18 protein-coding genes and 1 pseudogene are annotated in these 17,987 nt (G+C 43.9%); 15 read left to right on the plus strand and 4 right to left on the minus strand.

Annotation, left to right across the window (positions count from 1 at the left end; genetic code table 11):
• The first annotated feature begins 103 nt into the window (after positions 1–103).
• From AC58QC_RS17550 to AC58QC_RS17575, 6 genes and pseudogenes are all read left to right on the plus strand, one after another.
• Entirely contained in the window at positions 104–556 is a 453-nt protein-coding gene (locus AC58QC_RS17550) for an NUDIX hydrolase (RefSeq protein ID WP_497416415.1), read from the plus strand.
• 274 nt (positions 557–830) lie between these two features.
• Positions 831–1,412 (plus strand): YdeI/OmpD-associated family protein, encoded by a 582-nt coding sequence (locus tag AC58QC_RS17555; RefSeq protein ID WP_497416416.1) that lies wholly within the window; start codon positions 831–833, stop codon positions 1,410–1,412.
• On the plus strand, positions 1,390–1,770 hold the full coding sequence (locus AC58QC_RS17560) for a low molecular weight protein tyrosine phosphatase family protein (protein WP_497416417.1): 381 nt from the start codon (positions 1,390–1,392) through the stop codon (positions 1,768–1,770). The genes AC58QC_RS17555 and AC58QC_RS17560 overlap by 23 nt, the downstream gene beginning before the upstream one ends.
• 37 nt (positions 1,771–1,807) lie before the next feature.
• Positions 1,808–2,191: pseudogene (locus AC58QC_RS17565) on the plus strand (GNAT family N-acetyltransferase); the annotation flags it as partial.
• Positions 2,192–2,230: 39 nt separating this feature from the next.
• On the plus strand, positions 2,231–3,403 hold the full coding sequence (locus tag AC58QC_RS17570; protein WP_497416439.1) for an alanyl-tRNA editing protein: 1,173 nt from the start codon (positions 2,231–2,233) through the stop codon (positions 3,401–3,403).
• 185 nt (positions 3,404–3,588) lie between these two features.
• Positions 3,589–4,554, plus strand: a complete 966-nt coding sequence (locus AC58QC_RS17575; protein WP_497416418.1) for a right-handed parallel beta-helix repeat-containing protein — start codon at positions 3,589–3,591, stop codon at positions 4,552–4,554.
• 87 nt (positions 4,555–4,641) lie between these two features.
• Here AC58QC_RS17575 and thpR read toward each other — a convergent pair whose 3' ends face one another.
• The 3 genes from thpR to AC58QC_RS17590 all read right to left on the minus strand — a co-directional run bounded on the left by thpR (position 4,642) and on the right by AC58QC_RS17590 (position 6,231).
• A complete protein-coding gene (gene thpR / locus AC58QC_RS17580; RefSeq protein WP_497416419.1) occupies positions 4,642–5,259 on the minus strand; it encodes an RNA 2',3'-cyclic phosphodiesterase in 618 nt (205 codons plus the stop codon).
• A gap of 186 nt (positions 5,260–5,445) precedes the next feature.
• On the minus strand, positions 5,446–5,868 hold the full coding sequence (locus AC58QC_RS17585; RefSeq protein ID WP_497416420.1) for a Gmad2 immunoglobulin-like domain-containing protein: 423 nt from the start codon (positions 5,866–5,868) through the stop codon (positions 5,446–5,448).
• A 147-nt stretch (positions 5,869–6,015) separates the two neighbouring features.
• Positions 6,016–6,231, minus strand: coding sequence for a hypothetical protein (locus AC58QC_RS17590; protein WP_497416421.1), 216 nt, complete (start codon positions 6,229–6,231; stop codon positions 6,016–6,018).
• A 167-nt stretch (positions 6,232–6,398) separates the two neighbouring features.
• Here AC58QC_RS17590 and AC58QC_RS17595 point away from each other — a divergent pair, with 167 nt between their 5' ends.
• The 9 genes from AC58QC_RS17595 to AC58QC_RS17635 all read left to right on the plus strand — a co-directional run bounded on the left by AC58QC_RS17595 (position 6,399) and on the right by AC58QC_RS17635 (position 17,344).
• A complete protein-coding gene (locus tag AC58QC_RS17595) occupies positions 6,399–7,073 on the plus strand; it encodes a formylglycine-generating enzyme family protein (RefSeq protein WP_497416422.1) in 675 nt (224 codons plus the stop codon).
• Positions 7,074–7,497: 424 nt separating this feature from the next.
• The gene (locus AC58QC_RS17600) at positions 7,498–8,826 is read left to right on the plus strand and encodes an ABC transporter substrate-binding protein (RefSeq protein ID WP_497416423.1); all 1,329 of its coding nucleotides are present in this window, start codon (positions 7,498–7,500) and stop codon (positions 8,824–8,826) included.
• A 72-nt stretch (positions 8,827–8,898) separates the two neighbouring features.
• Positions 8,899–9,795 carry a carbohydrate ABC transporter permease gene (locus tag AC58QC_RS17605; RefSeq protein WP_497416424.1) on the plus strand — a complete coding sequence of 299 codons (897 nt, stop codon included), beginning with the start codon at positions 8,899–8,901 and terminating at the stop codon, positions 9,793–9,795.
• A gap of 6 nt (positions 9,796–9,801) precedes the next feature.
• Positions 9,802–10,632, plus strand: a complete 831-nt coding sequence (locus tag AC58QC_RS17610; protein ID WP_497416425.1) for a carbohydrate ABC transporter permease — start codon at positions 9,802–9,804, stop codon at positions 10,630–10,632.
• A gap of 42 nt (positions 10,633–10,674) precedes the next feature.
• A complete protein-coding gene (locus AC58QC_RS17615; RefSeq protein ID WP_497416426.1) occupies positions 10,675–11,724 on the plus strand; it encodes a glycoside hydrolase family 43 protein in 1,050 nt (349 codons plus the stop codon).
• Between the two features lie 496 nt (positions 11,725–12,220).
• Positions 12,221–13,576, plus strand: a complete 1,356-nt coding sequence (locus AC58QC_RS17620) for an extracellular solute-binding protein (RefSeq protein ID WP_497416427.1) — start codon at positions 12,221–12,223, stop codon at positions 13,574–13,576.
• Positions 13,518–15,359 carry a cache domain-containing sensor histidine kinase gene (locus AC58QC_RS17625; RefSeq protein WP_497416428.1) on the plus strand — a complete coding sequence of 614 codons (1,842 nt, stop codon included), beginning with the start codon at positions 13,518–13,520 and terminating at the stop codon, positions 15,357–15,359. The genes AC58QC_RS17620 and AC58QC_RS17625 overlap by 59 nt, the downstream gene beginning before the upstream one ends.
• Complete coding sequence (locus AC58QC_RS17630; RefSeq protein WP_497416429.1) at positions 15,352–16,977, plus strand: response regulator; 1,626 nt, start codon at positions 15,352–15,354, stop codon at positions 16,975–16,977. The genes AC58QC_RS17625 and AC58QC_RS17630 overlap by 8 nt, the downstream gene beginning before the upstream one ends.
• A 100-nt stretch (positions 16,978–17,077) precedes the next feature.
• Positions 17,078–17,344 carry a hypothetical protein gene (locus AC58QC_RS17635; RefSeq protein WP_497416430.1) on the plus strand — a complete coding sequence of 89 codons (267 nt, stop codon included), beginning with the start codon at positions 17,078–17,080 and terminating at the stop codon, positions 17,342–17,344.
• 40 nt (positions 17,345–17,384) lie between these two features.
• Here AC58QC_RS17635 and AC58QC_RS17640 read toward each other — a convergent pair.
• Positions 17,385–17,987: hypothetical protein (locus AC58QC_RS17640; RefSeq protein WP_497416431.1), on the minus strand; the 603-nt coding region annotated here is incomplete at its 5' end.

The following is a 17,987-nucleotide window of genomic DNA, read 5'->3' on the forward strand; positions in this document are numbered from 1 at the left end:
TTGCTTTTTTGTTGGTACTATTTGTAAAATGGAGAGGGTGATCCTTCTTAGCATTCATATGAGGAATAGATTTAGTGGGTTGGACTGGAGGAAGATTGCATACATGACGAAAAAGGAAATATCAGCAGGCGGTGTTGTTTACCGTAAAATAGGCCATGATGTTCAAATTTTACTTATTGTGGATCGGTATCGGAAGCTGGCTTTTGCGAAAGGTCGCATGGAAGCTGGAGAGACAATAGAGCAAGCCGCACTTCGCGAAATTAAAGAAGAAACCAATATTGTAGGCAAGATCATTCAGCCACTGACAATCAATTATTATCAGTTCGAGCATACAGAGTATGGACAGGTTGAGAAAGAAACGCATTATTTTTTAGTGGAAGCCATTAGTGGGGAGCTCAAAGCACAAACCGAGGAAATCCGAGGTGTCCAGTGGCATAACGCTGCAGAAGCGTGGGCATTACACAATCTGAATGGTTATGAGAATAATCGTGTTATTTTGAAAATAGCTCTAGAAAGCTTGGGATACCTAGGCGATGAGAGTGAGCCCAAGGTATAATGAAGGCGTATAGATTTGGTTATGTACTGATGATCATTTGGCTGATTTGGATGTTCTATGGTTTTAATAAATATAACGATATAGATGATGAAAATAAAATGTTTCAAATCTTAGGAATTACGTTTTTGGGGCTTATCCTTTTTCCGGTTTATTTTCTTGGCGTATGTTTGTTTGGGGCTTTGGTGAGGAAAAAGAGGTAGATTGAAACCGAGGTGGGACCATGGGCATGGTCAGTATCGATCAGGTGTTGGATGAATAATTAGGAGGAGAAACATTGAACCATAAAAACGAATTACCGCAGCTGCATTTTGAGGATCAACTTGCTTTTGAGAATTGGCTTGCGCTTCATCATAACACTTCCCCTGGCATTCGATTGCAAATCGCGAAGAAAGGTGCTCGAATGATTTCAGTTTCGTATGATCAGGCGCTAGAGAGCGCATTGTGCTATGGCTGGATTGATAGTCAGAAAGAAAAGGCGGACGAGCAGTCATGGCTGCAACGTTTTACACCTCGCGGGATCAAAAGCATTTGGTCCAAAGTGAATAAAGAAAAGGCAGAAGTACTGATTGCTCAGGGGAGAATGAAGCCGTCTGGTTTGAAGGCGATAGAAGCAGCTAAGAAGAACGGGGAGTGGGAGAAAGCCTATGAACCGCAAAGCAATGCTGCCATTCCTGAGGATTTTGCGTTGGAATTGGAGAGAAATAGCGAGGCTAAGGCCTTCTATGATACGTTGGATCGGCAAAACAAATATGCCATCACGTTCCGGATTCATACGGCGAAGAAGCAAGAAACGCGCGTGAAGCGCATTAAGGAATTTATAATGATGCTTGAAAATGGGGAAAAGATTTATCCATAAATCGGTGTGTATTTTCAAATCGGGAGTGGTTGGAACGAAGTTATTATTTATTTGCAGCAGAAACAAATGGAGAAGCTTAACGGCTGAGAAAATATTTGATAAGCGGAATGACTATATCGTTAAGTCCGCGGGCACAGAGGAAGGCGCAAGAATTCGAGTGACGGAAGGTCATATCGGATGGGCAGATCTTATTTTTGTAATGGAAAAGAAGCATCTAAGAAGACTAAAAGATAAATTTCAAACGGAGATCGCGAATAAGCAGATTATTATTCTGGATATACCGGATGATTATCAATTCATGGATGAAGAGTTAATCGACATTCTGGAAGCGAGAGTATCTGAACACATAGAGATTTAAGCAGCAAGTATGAGCAGCAAGTATGGAGTTGATCAAAATGGAAATCAAAGTAATACCGAAAGAAGATGCTTGGCAACTGCGGCATCAGGTCATGTGGCCTGAAAAGGATTTAGAGTATGTTAAGTTGGACGATGATGATAAGGGGATCCATTATGGACTCCTCGATGGGGACCTGCTGATATCCGTTGTATCCCTTTTTATAGAGGGAGAAGAGGCGCAGTTTCGTAAATTTGCCACGTTATCGTCTCTACAGAACAAAGGATATGGAACGCAACTATTAAATGTTATGCTTCGAGAAGCGACGAATGCTGGTGTGAAGCGGATCTTTTGCAATGCAAGGGTCGAAAAGGCTTCATATTATAAGAAGTTTGGACTTATCGAAACAGAAACGATCTTTGCTAAAGGTGGCAAAGACTATATCGTGATGGAACGATTGTTCCACGGAGAGGAAACGAACATCATGACGACAAAGCTTTATTATGATTCTGCCTATCAGCAGGAATGGCAAACAACAATCAGTCAAAAGATTGAACGAGAAGATGGCAACTATGTCCTTCTGGAGGAGACTGCATTTTATCCGCATGGGGGTGGTCAGCCCTGTGATGCTGGTGAAATCAATGGAATTCCCGTGTTGGACGTGCTTCTGGAGGAGGACGAAGTTCTACATAAGCTAGAAAGCATACCAGAAGGAACGATTGCGAATTGCAAAATTGATTGGCAGCTCAGATTCGACCATATGCAGCAGCATAGTGGACAGCATCTGCTTTCGGCAATGTGTCGAGATCTCTATGAGGCCAACACTGTGAGCTTTCATCTCGGGACGGATTACTGCACGATCGATGTAGAGACGCTTGACCTGGAGCCAGCTAAGTTGGCAGCTATTGAGACTGAGGTGAATCGTAAGATTTACGAGAATCGCGCGATCAGCAGCTATTTCGTATCACCGGAGGAGCTTGCGAAGCTGCCGCTTGTCAAACAGCCGAAGGTGACGAAGAACATCCGGATCGTTGAGATCAAAGGCGTGGAGTATAATGCATGCGGAGGTACACATGTCGCGTCAACTGGCGAAATCGGGATGATTAAGCTGTTGAAAACGGAGAAACAGAAAGGAAACACACGTATTTATTTCCTATGTGGTTTCCGAGCATTGGCTGAATTTAACGATAATGTCCGTATTCTTGGGGCCTTGTCTGGCAAATTCAATACAGGTAAAGATGAAATTATGGACCGTATCGAGAAATGGGAATTTGAGCATAAACTGCTTCAAACGGAGCTAGCAGGGCTTAAAGAGAAGCTTGATGCGTATATGGCTCAGGAGTTACTGGTTAACTGTGAGGTTGTCGTTGCACAACAGTTTGAGGATAAATCACTGAAGGACATGCAGAGTTTAGCAACTACATTAGCTACGAAGACGGTTTTGCCGATTTTGTTCTTGACTGCTTCGGAGAACAAAGTCGTATTTGCCCACAATGGCAATTTCTCGCAAGCTTGCGGTGCGTTCTTCAAAGCTCATTTAGGCGGCTTCCATGGCAAAGGTGGCGGCAGCGATAAAATGGCGCAAGCCGGTTTCAGCAGTCGAGAGGATGCCTTGGCTTTTTATAAGTTCGCGCAAGAGCAGCTTAAAGGGAACTAATGAACTAGGAGGACTGATCTTCAAGGGAGTGTTATCTTGAGGGTTGGTCTTTTTTATTTGTAGGAAAAAGACATATTAGTTAACAATGTAAAAAAAGAAATTGACTAGTCTATTGTTCCTTTCTAAGTAGTTTCGATATGAATTTACTATATAACAGTTAGATTCTTATCGAATGAGGTGATGGAATGGCGATTATTGAGGTGTTTCCCAACAGCCCGACAGCAATTAAAGATGCGGTTACCTCGGCGAACGAGGGGGATGTCATTTTGGTGCATAAAGGTGTGTATTATGAGAATGTTCAAGTAACTGGCGCGAAAAACAACATTCGCATCGTTTCAAAGCACAAGCATCGTGCCATTCTCGATGGAAAAGCTATCCTGCTTGATGCTTTTGAATTAACTGGTGTGGCTGGTGTCGAGATCGTAGGGTTTAAAATAAGAAACTATATCTCAAATGGTATTCGAATCTCTAATGGGAAATCCAATCGGATTATTCAAAACAAGATAAGCGATATAAACGGATCAGATAATCCGAATGGTATTTATGCAAGTGATTCAGCGGGTAGTCTTTTGATGAAGAATATAATAGAGCGGATAGGAAGCGACAGCACAGGCTCCGGTATTAAGCTTGTTGCTGTTTTAGGAAACTGGGTAATCAAAAATAAGCTGCATAACAACTCAGCCCATGGAATCGAGGTCAGCAATAGTAATCATTCAGCAGTTGTGGGGAATCAGATATCTAATAATAAGTGTGAGGGTATTCTGATGAGCGGACTTGATAATAACCTGATTTTCGAAAACAAGTTAAGTAAGAATGGAGCTAACGGAGTTAAGGCCGAGAGCACGAATAATCTTATTTTGGATAGTAAAATAACGGATAATCACGGGAATGGCCTATTGTTTACATTTAATTATAACTTTGCTGGATTTAATGTGATTAAGGATAATAATCAAAGTGGGATTCATATTTCTTCCGATTTTAATGATATTCAGGAGAATAAAATTGAACATAACGATAACAATGGCGTATTTATCCAGAATCCGCACACAGTCAATTTCGTATATGAGAACAAGCTGAAGGACAATCAACCGCATAACATCAAGGACCAGGGCGTGAATAATAATATCTTACAGAATAATATCGATGACTAATCGATGATGAGGTTGGGAGCAACGCATTAAAGGCTATCGAACAGCTATTGGCTGAATCCGGCTTTACGAATATAACACGTTTCTATTCTACTGGTCTTTTTGCGGGATGGATGTGCCACGCGAAATGAGATTGGCAGACGAAATCACTTCATACATTGGCCGCTTGTTCAAGTGGCTGCGATAAAGTGTAACTTCTTCGGATTGCCATTCGAGGAGGTTTCCCTGGGGAGAAAGCGGCACCGGAAAATCACGCAACATTTTCCGCTCAAAAAGAGTCGTACCCGTGTAATTGCGTGCAAGCGTCAGATGCGGGTGATAGGTGCGCTCTTCAGGCTTAAACCCAAGTGGCATAAGTGATCTGGTTACCCGTTGCTGTAAGCTGCGAAGCCCTTCTATGTCGCCGTCAACACCAGCCCACAGTACAGATGGCTGGGTTGGTCGGCCGAATAAGCCGAGGGATTCCACATGCAGTATGAGAGGACTAGATTCTGCCGATATTTCCCGCAGTGCTTGAGAAATATGAGGGACAAGGTCTGACGGTGAATCTCCGAGAAACTGCAGCGTAATATGCAGATCCTCAAGATGGACCCATTTGCGAAAGGGCAGTTGCGGTTTGATTTCATCAATCCAGCCGGCGAGCGCATGCTTAATTTCGGACGGAACGGGCACAGCAACAAATAAACGCACTTGATCGATTAGATTCATAATAGCCTCGCTTGTTCAACGTATGGTTATGTATATGTAGTTGTAGCATACCCATTATTTGGTCGGACTGATGCATCCTGCTTCATTTGTTTAAAATGTCATTCGAACCAAAAGCTCGCGTAATTGTCGGCAAGAATTTAACCGAAAAATTACGCGAGCCTCTGAATGTGCCTATGTCCTTTTTGTTTATGTTGATGGTAAAGGAATTACCAAGTCATTAACTCGTTGACCCGTTTCTTGATTGATTTCAAACAAAATCACATTAAGCTTTTCATTAGGTGATAGTGATGTGGTGTCTAGTTGAATTTCGAAAGTTCCCCACCCAGGACCTCCTTGACTTGCCGTGACGAAAGCTTTTTTCAAATCAGTTTGTCCATTTGAAACCACATAGTTTACTGTACCTTCAAAAACACTTGCTTCTCCTTTAACAACATATTGATTCGGTGCGATCTTCTTAATGGTTACATTTCGATAAGCCTTGTTGCCATAAACTTTTTCCATGACTAATTCATTATGCTGATCAACCTTAGGGTGCGCAGCTTGAACTACTCCGCTACCTATCAAACAAAAAACAACGATTATGCTTGCTAGAAGAAATACATTTTTCATCTATACACCTCTAGAACATTTTTGCAAAACACATACCTTACTTCAGCAAAGAAGTACGAGGGTTGAAGACGGAAACAAGGCTGTCCAAATGTAGATTCATCTACTTCAGGACAGCCATTTAGTTAACTTCTTTCAGAGGCGAAGACTTTACGAGAGGCTATCTTCATCAGCGTTAGTAGATTGTGCCGTCCGTGCTTCTGCTAATTGTGCATGAGCTTGATCGAGTTGTTCTTGTGCATTCTGTATGGTCTGTCTTCGATTATTGCTAACGGATTGTGCTTGATTCAATTCGCTTAGTGCATCAGCTACAGCATTGTGAGCCGCTGTTACGGCATTTTGCTGATCGGATTGTTGGTCAGACATGGGTACACCTCCAAATTATTATTTTTATGGCAACATTAATTTTTCCGAGAGTTCACGGAATTATTCAGCCTTAAATTCTTCACAATCAGTGCAACTAGATGCTGGCTTGATCTAATCAGGAAATTTTAGGTAAAATATAGGTAAGACTAAAGTGAGGCGGTATTAAAATGGAATCCAATAATCTGTCAAGAAGTTTTGACATGATTGAAATTCCCGGTGGCGAAGTCGAATTAAGAGACGATAGAAGAAAAATCAAGTGGCAAGCAGAAATTAAACCGTTTCTGCTTGCTCAGTATCCTGTCACTTCGGGCTTATACAATGCAATTACTAACAAATCGCCTATTTCAACAGATGGGGATCTAAAGCCTGTCGTAAATATTTCTTGGCATGAGGCCATTACATTCTGTAATCTACTTTCACAGAAAGCTGATTTGCAAGCGTGTTATTCGATAAGTGATGGTGAAAATATAAGTTGTAATTGGGAATCAGACGGATATAGACTTCCTACAGAAGCAGAGTGGCAATATGCATGTAAAGCAGGAACCGCTGGCTATACATACGGAGAGCTTGATGATATTGCTTGGTTTAATGAAAATTCTGGAGGCAAGATCCATGAAGTAGGAAGAAAAGAACCGAACCCATGGGGCCTCTATGATATGTTAGGTAATGTATGGGAATGGTGTTGGGATCTATACGATGAAGAAGTGTATGGCACCTATCGAATATTTCGAGGAGGCAGCTGGGCGGAGGAGGCAAGAGGTTGCGGGGCAACATGTCGCCGGCGAAGTCACCCGACATTTCGCATTGACGACCTAGGATTCCGTCTAGCCAGGTCTTTGTAACTTCATAAGATGATGAATGGTAAAACAGCCGCAGGCTGAGACTTTATTTTCAAGTCTTGGTTCGCAGCTGTTTTTTTGTTCCCATCACCCAATCGACTTTCCTGAAAATATGTCCAATGGTTCATGAATATCGTCATGGTAACGTTTTCTAGAAAAACGTATAGTTAAATTGTGGTAAAGACAACGAGTGAAGGGGTGATGCTACATTTATATTGGCAAGTGGAATAACCATTTGATAACAGTACGGGGATTGAAAACAAAGGAAAGAGCGATCTAAGGTCCATTGGCGTGGGAACTCCTTAGAATCGCTCTCGGTAGTGAGAATGAATTTCTACGAAATTCACAGCTCACTACAATTTTGACACAAATTCAGATGAATAAGCAAGATCAACATATGTGTTTAAAATTGAAGGGAGTTACAACGATGAGAAAAATGAAAAGCTTACAAATGATGGGTGCAGCAAGTTTGTCGATGGCATTGGTTTTAGCGGGATGTTCCTCTACGAAAACGGCAGAAACGTCTCCGGCGGCGGCATCTCCAGCAGCTTCACAAGCAGCGGCAGCTACGAAAGCTCCGGAACCAGCGAAAAGCGGCGAGAAAGTAACCGTTAACTTCTGGAACCCATTCTCGGGTAATGACGGTCCATTTATGAAGAAAATCGTGGATAACTATAATAAATCGCAAGATAAATATACCGTGAAGATGACCATTCAACCGAATGGAGACTACTACAAGCTACTCGACACAGCCATTGCAACGAAAAAAGGTGTTCCTGATGTTGCGATCATGCATCTTGACCAAACTCCGACGTACATCGCGAAGGATTTGCTGCAGCCTGTAGATGCGATTGCCAAAGCAGTTGGCGTTGAGAAGAGCAACTTCCCACCTGCGACTGTCGATTATTCAACGAAAGATAACAACTGGTACAGCATACCGCTTGATATTCATCCGTTAGTCATGTATTACAATAAAGATTTGTTTAAAGCTGCCGGCATTGCCTCTCCACCAACCAATCGTAAAGAATTCGTTGATGCAGCGCAAAAGTTGACGGATGCTTCCAAAGGTATTTGGGGGGCGGCGATGCCAACCTTCTGGATCCAAAACTTCTTGTTCCCAACAATTTTGTTCCAAAATGGCGGGGATTTCTTAGATGATAAAGGAAATATTGCGTACAACTCACCTGCTGGTGTAGAGGCTGTAACATTCATGAGAAGTCTGACAACGATGAAGGTTTCACCTCCAACTGTTGCGGCTGATGGTGATTTCAACTTGTTCCAGCAAGGAAAGAGCGCGATGCACTTCAATGGTCCATGGTCGAAGGATGCCTTCGATAAAGCGAAAATTAATTACGGTGTAGCTCCGGTTCCACAGCTAGGTACAGTAAAACAAGCCGTATTCGGCGGATCCCATAACTTCGTTATTCCAAAAGGGACAACGGATGCAGCAATTCTTGCAGGTGTTGGTGATTTCTTGAAATTCGTGAACGCAAACTCCATTGATTGGGCAGAATCCGGTCAAGCAGTTGCTTCCAAAGTAGTACGTGACAGCGCAGCATTCCAAGCGATGACACAGCAACAAACAGAAGTAGCGAAGGAATTCGAGTATGTTAAATTTGCACCAAAAGTGTTAAATTGGGGTCCAATTTCCGACAGTATCTGGAGCGAGCTTGCCAATGCGCTTCAAGGCAAAAAAGATCCAAAAGCTGCACTCGACGACGCAGCAGCCAAATCAACAGCTGCCATGAAGAAGTAATCATAGCACATCAACTTGGAAAGGCGGGTACCCTGTACCCGTCTTCCCTTTTAAAGTAGAGGAGGGAATCTGGTGCCTACCCCATCACATTGGAAATCAAAGCTGACGTCAAGCTTATTCATATTACCATATTTCATCGCTTTCCTAGCCTTCACGCTGATCCCGATCATCTACGGGTTCATCATTAGCTTGAAGCAATACAATTTGCTCGATCCTGTGCATCCATTCGTGGGCTTCGACAATTACAAAAAGATTTTTACGAGCGGAACGCAAGAGAACGATTTGTTTTTCATTGGTATGAAGGCCACATTGAAATTCGTCGTATTTTCAGTTCCTTTTCTAGTCATTGTAGGCCTTGGCTTTGCCTTATTGTTAAATGCACTTCCAGCGAAATTGCGTTCCTTATTCCGTTCGATCTACTTCATTCCCTATGCTGTTTCTGCAACGGTAATGGCGGTAATTTGGAAGCGAATGTTCGATGTCACAGGTGGATTCATTAATCTACTCCTTGCCAAAGTAGGGATTCATGAGTTTGATCCGATCCCTTGGCTGCTGGATAAGCCGTTCGTATGGTTCGCACTAGTTATCGCAACACTCTGGTGGACAATCGGCTTCAATATGATTATTTTCGTGAATGCGCTCAATGGCGTACCTGAGAATCTCTATGAAGCTGCCAAAATCGATGGCGCGAACGGTTGGGACAGACTGAAGAGTATTACGCTTCCTTTTATCAGACCGGTGCTCATTTTTGTATTAATAACCTCAACCATTGCATCGTACAATATTTTCGCCCAACCGAATCTAATGAGTAACGCTGGTGATGAGACGAAGGTGCTGCTAATGGGGATTTTGCAAACTGCCTATACAGCTAGAGAAATCGGTTCAGCTTCAGCGATGGCGATTCTCATGGGCTTAACGATCATGATTGTGTCAGTCATCCAATTCAAAGTCACCAGTAGGAAGGAGTAGAGGACGTTGAAATCACTGAAAATCTTTTATGTGCTGCTTGCTTCCGTTCTAGGTATTATATTCATACTGCCCATTCTATGGATGTTTTCCAATTCCTTTAAGACCGATGTAGAAGTCATGGCGCCGGTATTTCATTTATTTCCCCAAGAATTTACGTGGGACAATTTCCATACGATTTTTGTCGGTGGAGCTGTAGAGGTTCCGATTTTCCGTTGGATGTTCAACTCCTTTTTCGTAGGTTTTGCTGCGACACTCCTGGTTATCTTCCTTGACGCGATGGCTGCTTATGCTTTAGCGAAGTTAGATATTCCGTTCAAAAGAACGCTTTTTGCCTTATTCGTTGGATCGCTGATGGTGCCAGGCATTATCTCCTTCCTTCCTCAATATTTGAATTTCAGTAATTTCAATCTGATTAATACGTATTATGTCTTAATTTTGCCATATTCGGGTGGGGCGCTCGGCGTTTTTATGTTAATCCAATTCTTCCAGTCGTTCCCAAATGAAATCATTGAAGCGGCTCGGATCGATGGGGCGAATAAATGGCAGTTATTTATGTCGGTATTGATGCCATCATCCGTTTCAATTGTAACTACACTTGCGATTTTCACGTTTATGAATGTTTTCAATGATTATGTATGGCCGTTCTTTACGGTTACAGACCTCGAGATGCGTACCCTGACAGCAGGGGTGGCGGTTATGGCAACAGGCAGCTTCGTGCAATCGTATGGCAAATTAATGGCACTTGCGACGTTATCGACGATACCGACCTTGATCATCTTCCTAATTGGACAGCGCCAATTCATTCAATCGATAACAGCAACAGGGGTCAAGCAATAGTGGCAGAGATGAGATGCGAATAGGTAGAGGTGAGGCTTTTTCATGCGGAAAATAAGTATCATTTGTTGTTTAACCATCTTGCTCCTTGCAGGGTGTACGAAGGGAGCTGTGGAGTCACAAGTGAAGGAAACCAATAGCGCTGTTTCACCGACAAAGGAAGCGAAAACATTTACCAATCCGATAATAGATAATGGAGCAGATCCTTGGGTCACCACGAAAGATGGAACCTACTTCTATACTCATACAACGGGAAATTCCATCCGAGTGTGGAAATCGCAAACGTTAACTGGGTTAGCAGAAGCTGAGTATAAAGACGTCTGGTTCCCGCCAGTTACAGGACCGAATACGTCCAACATTTGGGCGCCTGAATTACATTTTATAGCTGGAAAATGGTACATCTACTATGCCGCTGATGACGGAAAGAATGAGAATCATCGCATGTTCGTGCTCGAATCCGTGACGGATGATCCGCTTGGTGCTTATGTCGACAAAGGCATGATGGATACAGCTGGCCGCTGGGCCATTGATGGGACGACGCTGCAGAAGAAGGACGGATCACTCTATTTTATCTGGTCGGGATGGGAGGGTGCGGTCAACGTAAGTCAGCATCTCTACATCGCCTCCATGAGCAATCCGTATACGATTAGCGGCAAGCCAGTTGAAATCTCACGCCCAACCTATGATTGGGAGTTGGTAGGCAATCCTACGATCAATGAAGGGCCGCAAGTTTTATTGCATGAGGATCGTATTTTTGTAATTTATTCGGCAAGCGGCAGTTGGACGGATGATTATTGTTTAGGCATGCTAAGTACGGACATGAGCAAAGATATGCTGAATCCAGCTTCCTGGAAGAAGGGGGATAAGGCTGTATTCTCGAAAACGGATCAAGTATTTGGACCGGGTCATAACTCTTTTACGAAGTCCGTGGATGGCAAAGAGGACTGGATCGTGTATCATGCAGCGAAAACACAAGGTTCCGGCTGGAATCGCAATGTCCGTATGCAGCCTTTCCTGTGGAATAAGGACGGTACGCCGAATTTTGGTTCACCAATTGCTGAAGGCGTGCCCGTGAAGGTGCCTGGTGGGGAGTAGGCGAGGGGGAAGCGGTACAGGCACCTCGAGCGTGCAGGGCTGCTGAATGGAAGCTTTAGCGCTCTTTTGGGGCGTTAAAGGGACCGCGCGAGCGTGCAGGTTCGCGGAATGGAAGCTTTAACGCCCTTTTGTGGCGTTAAAAGCACCGCGCGAGCGTGAGGTTCGCGGAATGGAAGCTTTAACGCCCTTTTTGGGCGTTAAAAGCACCGCGCGAGCGTGCAGGTTCGCGGAATGGAAGCTATAACGCCCTTTTGGGGCGTTATAGGAACCGCGCGAGCGTGCAGGTTCGCGGATTGGAAGCTTTAACGCCCTTTTGGGCGTTAAAGTCACCGCGCCAAGCCCGAGCAAAAGAAGCTGAAACACCCTCCCGGGCGTTTCAGCTTCTTTTGTCTACAAATCCAAAAATATGTCCATGACAAAAGGAAATAGGTCATTGGCTTGACTCCGCCTAGTTTGTATAATGAAGGCAGAGTTTGATGGCATGGAGGGGATTCAAATGAGCGTAGAGCAACAATCAGATTCGAATCCTAAGCAAGCTGCGAAAGCTGCGAAAGTTAAAGTTATATGTCTCCTCCTTATGTTGAGCGTGTGGACGGTTGGCTGTGATGCGCAGTCGGACACCATAACTGACGAGCCTGCGGCGAGTAAGCTGCGTATTACCTTCTGGACACCGTTTAGTGGTGGCGATGGACAATTTATGGCGGAATTGATCCAGCAATACAATAATGAGAATCAGGATCATGTGAAAATAGAGCAAATTAACAATAATTCAGGTGATTATTATCCGAAGCTGTCAACGGCGATCGTAACCGAAGAGGCACCGGATATCGCAATTGTTCACTCTGCAAAATATTCGCAGTATGCGCCGGCGGGTTTTTTGACGGATTTGAATTCACTTGCGATCGAAGCAGGCGTCCATTGGGATGATTTTAACCCGACGATTCTTCAAAGCACTGTGGCCGACAATAAGCACCTAGGCATTCCGCTGGATACGCACCTGGAGGTCATGTACTACAACAAGGATTGGTTGAAGCTTGCAGGCCTCTTAGATGAGAAAGAAAAGCCGATTATGGCGGAAGGAGAGGCGGGTTACCTTGCTTTTCTTGAGAAGATACGCGCTAGTGTGCCTTCGAATGTTACGCCATTAGCGGAGCCTAATGTACGGATCGACTCCTTCTGGCTTTGGTTCTCCTTTTATAATCAAATGAAACAAGATGGCGGAAGATTCTACACCGACGATGGCAAAGCGGCTGCGATTGACAATCCTTCTGCCCTGAAATCCTTGGAATTCGTGAACTCTCTCTACACGAAGAAGCTCATTTTGCCGAATATTAATGATCCGTTTCAAAGCTTCGCCAAGGGAAACGCAGCAACCCTAATTTCAGGGGTATGGGGAACGGGAACGTTTGAGAAAGCAGTAGATTTACACTTCGGAGTAACCAAAATCCCACAAATTTACGATCACCCGGCAGCGTGGGGGGATTCACATACGTTCTCGCTTCCGTATCATGAAAAGCCAGATAAACAAAAACAACTCGCTGCGCTTAAATTTGCGAATTGGGTAGCAGCGCAAGGGGCTAGCTGGGCGAAGGCTGGACATATTCCGGCAGTGCAGAAGGCTGTTGCTTCGGAAGATTTTCAAAAGCTGAAATACCGCCCGGACTATGCCAGCGCAGCCGATGATGTGAAATATTTCCCCAATCAACCGCGACAGGGTTCGATCAACGATGAGCTTGTGCGTGAATTTGAGAAGATGATGGCGGAACAACTCACGCCACAAGAGGTGCTGCATAATGCGCAAAAGATCATTAATACCAATCTTCAAATCCAGCAGAATACGACTGCAAAATAGGCTTCAAATCATCAAAGATCTGCCTATTGCGATGAAATTGATCGTGATGAGCGCTATTTTTATTGCGGTTCCGCTTGGCATCGCGAGCTATTTAACTTTTACGAGCTATTCTGCTTCGATTCAAAAGAATACAGGGAAATATCAGATGGACGTAGTGAAGGAACTCACCGCCAACATTGATACGTATTTGAATGAGCTTAATTTATTGACGTTATTACCCTATCAATCTCCACAAATCATGAAGTTCCTGGAGGTTGGTGAGCAGAACGGGAGTCTTTCTTTTAATGATCGTGTAACGATTGAGGACTTCACGAAACGTGTGTTTGCCAACGGACGCGTAGATATTTCCGGTTTGACGTTATACCGCACCCGAGGTGGGAATACGTATACCGCCATGTCGGAAGAACAGGCCAATTATACGCTGCGTGACGTGAAAAATGAGGTCTGGTATGATAAGGTTTCGCAAACGGGAAAAGTCGTGTACATCGGAACATTTAACAAAAATGGGTCGGTTTCCACGAACCAAGTGTATTCTTTTGCCAGAAAAATACGCAGTGTAGATACTGGTGCTGTTCTAGCTTACATCGTGCTCGACGTTGATAAGAATATTATTCGCAATAAAATGGAAGCGATTTCCAATGAAAAGAAGAACATCATGATTGTTGATAATGAAGGCGCGATGATATATAAAAGCATGGTTAACGGCCCAGATGCTGAGCAAATCAAGCAGTTCAAAGGCGCGGGAACAGTCGTTTATAAGCAAAACAAGGATTCAGAGTTGGTTTCCTATTTTACCTCACCTTTAACGGGGTGGACGATGATTGAGATGGTTCCTCTGGCGATTTTGCTTCAGGACACGGTGAATGTGAGGAATTATATTATTGGAATTGGTGCTGTATGTTTGCTGTTAGCCATTATTATTTTCACCTTATTTGCCCTTCGAATTACGAATCCGATCAGTGAATTACGGAATCTCATGAAGAAAGTGGTTATAGGTGATTTAGCTGTTTCCATTCCGATTCATAGTCGCGATGAGATAGGTCAGTTGAGTCAATCTTTTAATATCATGGTATCGAAGCTAAGTGATCTGGGGTATCGTCTGTATGAGTCGGAGATCAGGGAGAAAAATGCCCAAATATCGGCGCTCCAGAGTCAAATCAATCCGCATTTTTTGTACAATACGTTAGGTTCTATCAGTATGTATGCTGAAATTCAAGGCAATAAAGAAGTCGTGAAAATGACGAACCATCTCAGCAAGCTGCTCCGCTACAGTATTAACAGTCATCAGAGCCAAGTTCCTTTACATATGGAATTAGAGCATGTGACGGGCTATATGGCGATTCAACAAATTCGTTTTGAGGATAAAATAAAATTCCATGTCCGCATCGAACCTGATCTTCTGAGCTATTCGGTGATTCGCTTTATTTTGCAGCCGATTGTTGAGAACAGTATTGTACATGGGATTGATAAAGGCAATGGGTATGGAACCATTAGCTTGATCGGGAAGAAACAGGATAATCATATGTTGATCCAAATTCAAGATGATGGCGCTGGGATGAGCGCTGTGCAGCTGCAGAGCTTGATTGATCGGAAGTTTCAGATGACGACAACGGAAGAAGGAACAGGCGGTACAGGGTTAATGAATGTACATCGTAGAATCGCTTTGCGATATGGGAATCAGTACGGTGTGACGATTGAGAGTGATCTCAAGCAAGGGACGACGATTTCATTAACGTTACCGCTCACCTACGGTCATCATGAAGGGAGGAAGCTGGATGCCTAGCATATTAATCGTGGATGACGAAACTATTTTCCGTAAAGGAATACGACTCATGATTACGGATATGAACAGTGAATGGTTCGTTATCGATGAGGCAACGGATGGCGCAGAAGCCTTAGAGAAAATCGAAGAGCTGCAGCCTGATCTGATTATTACAGATATCAAAATGCCCAGGATCGATGGGATACAGCTTCAATATATTGTGAAAGAGCGATTTCCTCATATTTCATGCGTGGTGATGAGTGGTTATAACGATTTTCAATATGCGCGTGAATCTTTGCGTTTGGGTGCGAAGGACTACTTGATGAAACCTTTTCAGCGGGAAGAGCTCTATGCTTTGCTCGAGAAGCTGCAGGAAGAATGGCTGACGGAGAAAAGGCCCAACAAATCCAAAGGGATGGATCAACAGGTTCAGAATCAGATGCGGCAGCATGTACTTGCGGGTCTACTCACGGGGAATGTCCATCATGGAGAGGCCGAGCTGTTAGATAACGTAGGGATTCAATTCCCTCATGCCTACATTAGCTGCTTAATAGCCAAGCTGGATCGAGATTCGGTGACAGATGAGCGGTATTATCAATTGAATCCTTCATTGTTCTCGATTTACATCCAGCAGTTTATCCAGGAGAGCCTCGATGTGAGCTTCAAAGGGTATGTCTTCATTCACCACGACACGGAAGTTGTCGCTCTGATTAACCATGAGGGTGTTGAAACGATCAATTCCGATATGGAGAAGCTGACGAATCAGATTCGGAAGGATATTCGGGTGCAGTCTAATTTCACCCTTACTTTCGGTTTAGGCAGCCCCGCTAAGGATTTGGAGTCTATATCCAAGTCGTATAAAGAGGCAGGATTAGCGCTGTTATACCGTTTGGTTATAGGTGGGGATCGGTTATTTTCAAACGAGATTGTTGCGGAGATGAAAATGGAGAAGCACGATTGGCACGCCGCCGATTGGCATTCTTTGAATCAATTCGTCCAAGAAGGGGACTTGGCGAATGTTCAGCAGCAAGCAAGCCTCTACGTGACGAAGCTCTGCCAGCAGTGGAAGGATCCAGAAATCATTCACCAACAAATTTGCAAAATGCTGCTGCATTTCTATGAATTGGCTGTAAATTTGGCTGTCGTGAAGCAGTGGCTGCAGAACACGGATGTGAAGCAGGTTTTGGTGGACATTTACTCGTATTCATCAAGCAAAGAATTGACGGAGCGCTGCCAGAAGCTGCTTGGTGATCTAACCGTGTGCATCGGGAATCGCAAGAAGAAGATGGTGACAAGCCCCGTCGAAATTGTGGTGCGTTACGTGGAGGAGCATTATGCAGAATCGATCACACTAAATTCGATGGCCGAAATCGTCTATCTCAGCCCGTCCTATCTAAGCAGCTTGTTCAAAAGCAAGCAAGGTCAGTCGTTCATTGACTTCCTGACGGAAAAGCGGATTGAAAAGGCCAAATCACTCTTGCTCTATTCCGATGAAAAGATTCAAGTCATCTCGGATTCTACCGGATTTACGAATATCAGGCATTTCAATCGTGTGTTCAAAACGATCACGAATCGCACCCCTTCCGAGTTCCGTGAGGGGAAAAGTGCAGGCATATCCGAACCGTTCAAGGTGAATTAAACTTGAGCGGTTTTTTGCGTTTATTTGGAAGGTATCCATACCAATTTAGCACGCTTGAATAAACTAGTAGGGATACTAGAAAGAGAGGGTGTGAAATTAGATGCAAAAGGCGAAGGCGGCAATTTTGGAAAATCAGGTGTATTCGAATCGCGTTGCACGATCGGAATTCGATAGCAATTGGAAGACAAGTGTGTCGAGTAGTGGTTATGTCGTGTATACAGCTACTAGAAATAACGCGAAGATTATTGTTTTGCTTACTACAGGGTTAAGAAAGTTGATTATTTTCAATAAGGGTGGAAAGGTCCTTGTAGGCTCTGGCGGAGTAAGTCATTATAGTAAACCGCATAAGGCGAAGGATCTGAATTGATTGTAAGATAAATAGTTGCGATGTGTGGGGACGTGAGGAGTTAGTCGATATAATCGACTAACTCTGGTGCTGAGGCGTCCAACTGAGATGAGATACTCGAAATAATCGACTTTCTCGCTCGCCGGAGCAGCAAATCGAGGATGTAAGTCGAAAAAATCGAGTTACGCGTGTCGAGAATGGCAATAGGAGTAGTGTAAGTCGAAAAAATCGAGTTACGCGTGTCGAGAGTGGCAATAGGAGTAGTGTAAGTCGAAAAAATCGAGTTACGCATGGCGAGAGTGGCAATAGGAGTAGTGTAAGTCGAAAAAATCGAGTTACGCGTGGCGAGAGTGGCAATAGGAGTAGTGTAAGTCGAAAAAATCGAGTTACGCATGGCGAGAGTGGCAATAGGAGTAGTGTAAGTCGAAAAAATCGAGTTACGCGTGTCGAGAGTGGCAATAGGAGTAGTGTAAGTCGAAAAAATCGAGTTACGCGTGGCGAAAGTGGCAATAGGAGTAGTGTAAGTCGAAAAAATCGAGTTACGCGTGGCGAAAGTGGCAATAGGAGTAGTGTAAGTCGAAAAAATCGAGTTACGCATGGCGAGAGTGGCAATAGGAGTAGTGTAAGTCGAAAAAATCGAGTTACGCGTGGCGAGAGTGGCAAT

It is taken from the genome of Paenibacillus sp. J22P51 (assembly GCF_059692215.1).

Excerpts from the sequence above, each read along its gene's own strand:
- AC58QC_RS17550 (WP_497416415.1), top strand. The coding sequence starts at position 104 with ATGACGAAAAAGGAAATATCAGCAGGCGGTGTTGTTTACCGTAAAATA.
- AC58QC_RS17560 (WP_497416417.1), top strand. The coding sequence starts at position 1,390 with ATGGGGAAAAGATTTATCCATAAATCGGTGTGTATTTTCAAATCGGGA.
- AC58QC_RS17570 (WP_497416439.1), top strand. The coding sequence starts at position 2,231 with ATGACGACAAAGCTTTATTATGATTCTGCCTATCAGCAGGAATGGCAA.
- AC58QC_RS17575 (WP_497416418.1), top strand. The coding sequence starts at position 3,589 with ATGGCGATTATTGAGGTGTTTCCCAACAGCCCGACAGCAATTAAAGAT.
- thpR (WP_497416419.1), bottom strand. The coding sequence starts at position 5,259 with ATGAATCTAATCGATCAAGTGCGTTTATTTGTTGCTGTGCCCGTTCCG.
- AC58QC_RS17585 (WP_497416420.1), bottom strand. The coding sequence starts at position 5,868 with ATGAAAAATGTATTTCTTCTAGCAAGCATAATCGTTGTTTTTTGTTTG.
- AC58QC_RS17590 (WP_497416421.1), bottom strand. The coding sequence starts at position 6,231 with ATGTCTGACCAACAATCCGATCAGCAAAATGCCGTAACAGCGGCTCAC.
- AC58QC_RS17595 (WP_497416422.1), top strand. The coding sequence starts at position 6,399 with ATGGAATCCAATAATCTGTCAAGAAGTTTTGACATGATTGAAATTCCC.
- AC58QC_RS17600 (WP_497416423.1), top strand. The coding sequence starts at position 7,498 with ATGAGAAAAATGAAAAGCTTACAAATGATGGGTGCAGCAAGTTTGTCG.
- AC58QC_RS17615 (WP_497416426.1), top strand. The coding sequence starts at position 10,675 with ATGCGGAAAATAAGTATCATTTGTTGTTTAACCATCTTGCTCCTTGCA.
- AC58QC_RS17620 (WP_497416427.1), top strand. The coding sequence starts at position 12,221 with ATGAGCGTAGAGCAACAATCAGATTCGAATCCTAAGCAAGCTGCGAAA.
- AC58QC_RS17625 (WP_497416428.1), top strand. The coding sequence starts at position 13,518 with ATGCGCAAAAGATCATTAATACCAATCTTCAAATCCAGCAGAATACGA.
- AC58QC_RS17630 (WP_497416429.1), top strand. The coding sequence starts at position 15,352 with ATGCCTAGCATATTAATCGTGGATGACGAAACTATTTTCCGTAAAGGA.
- AC58QC_RS17635 (WP_497416430.1), top strand. The coding sequence starts at position 17,078 with ATGCAAAAGGCGAAGGCGGCAATTTTGGAAAATCAGGTGTATTCGAAT.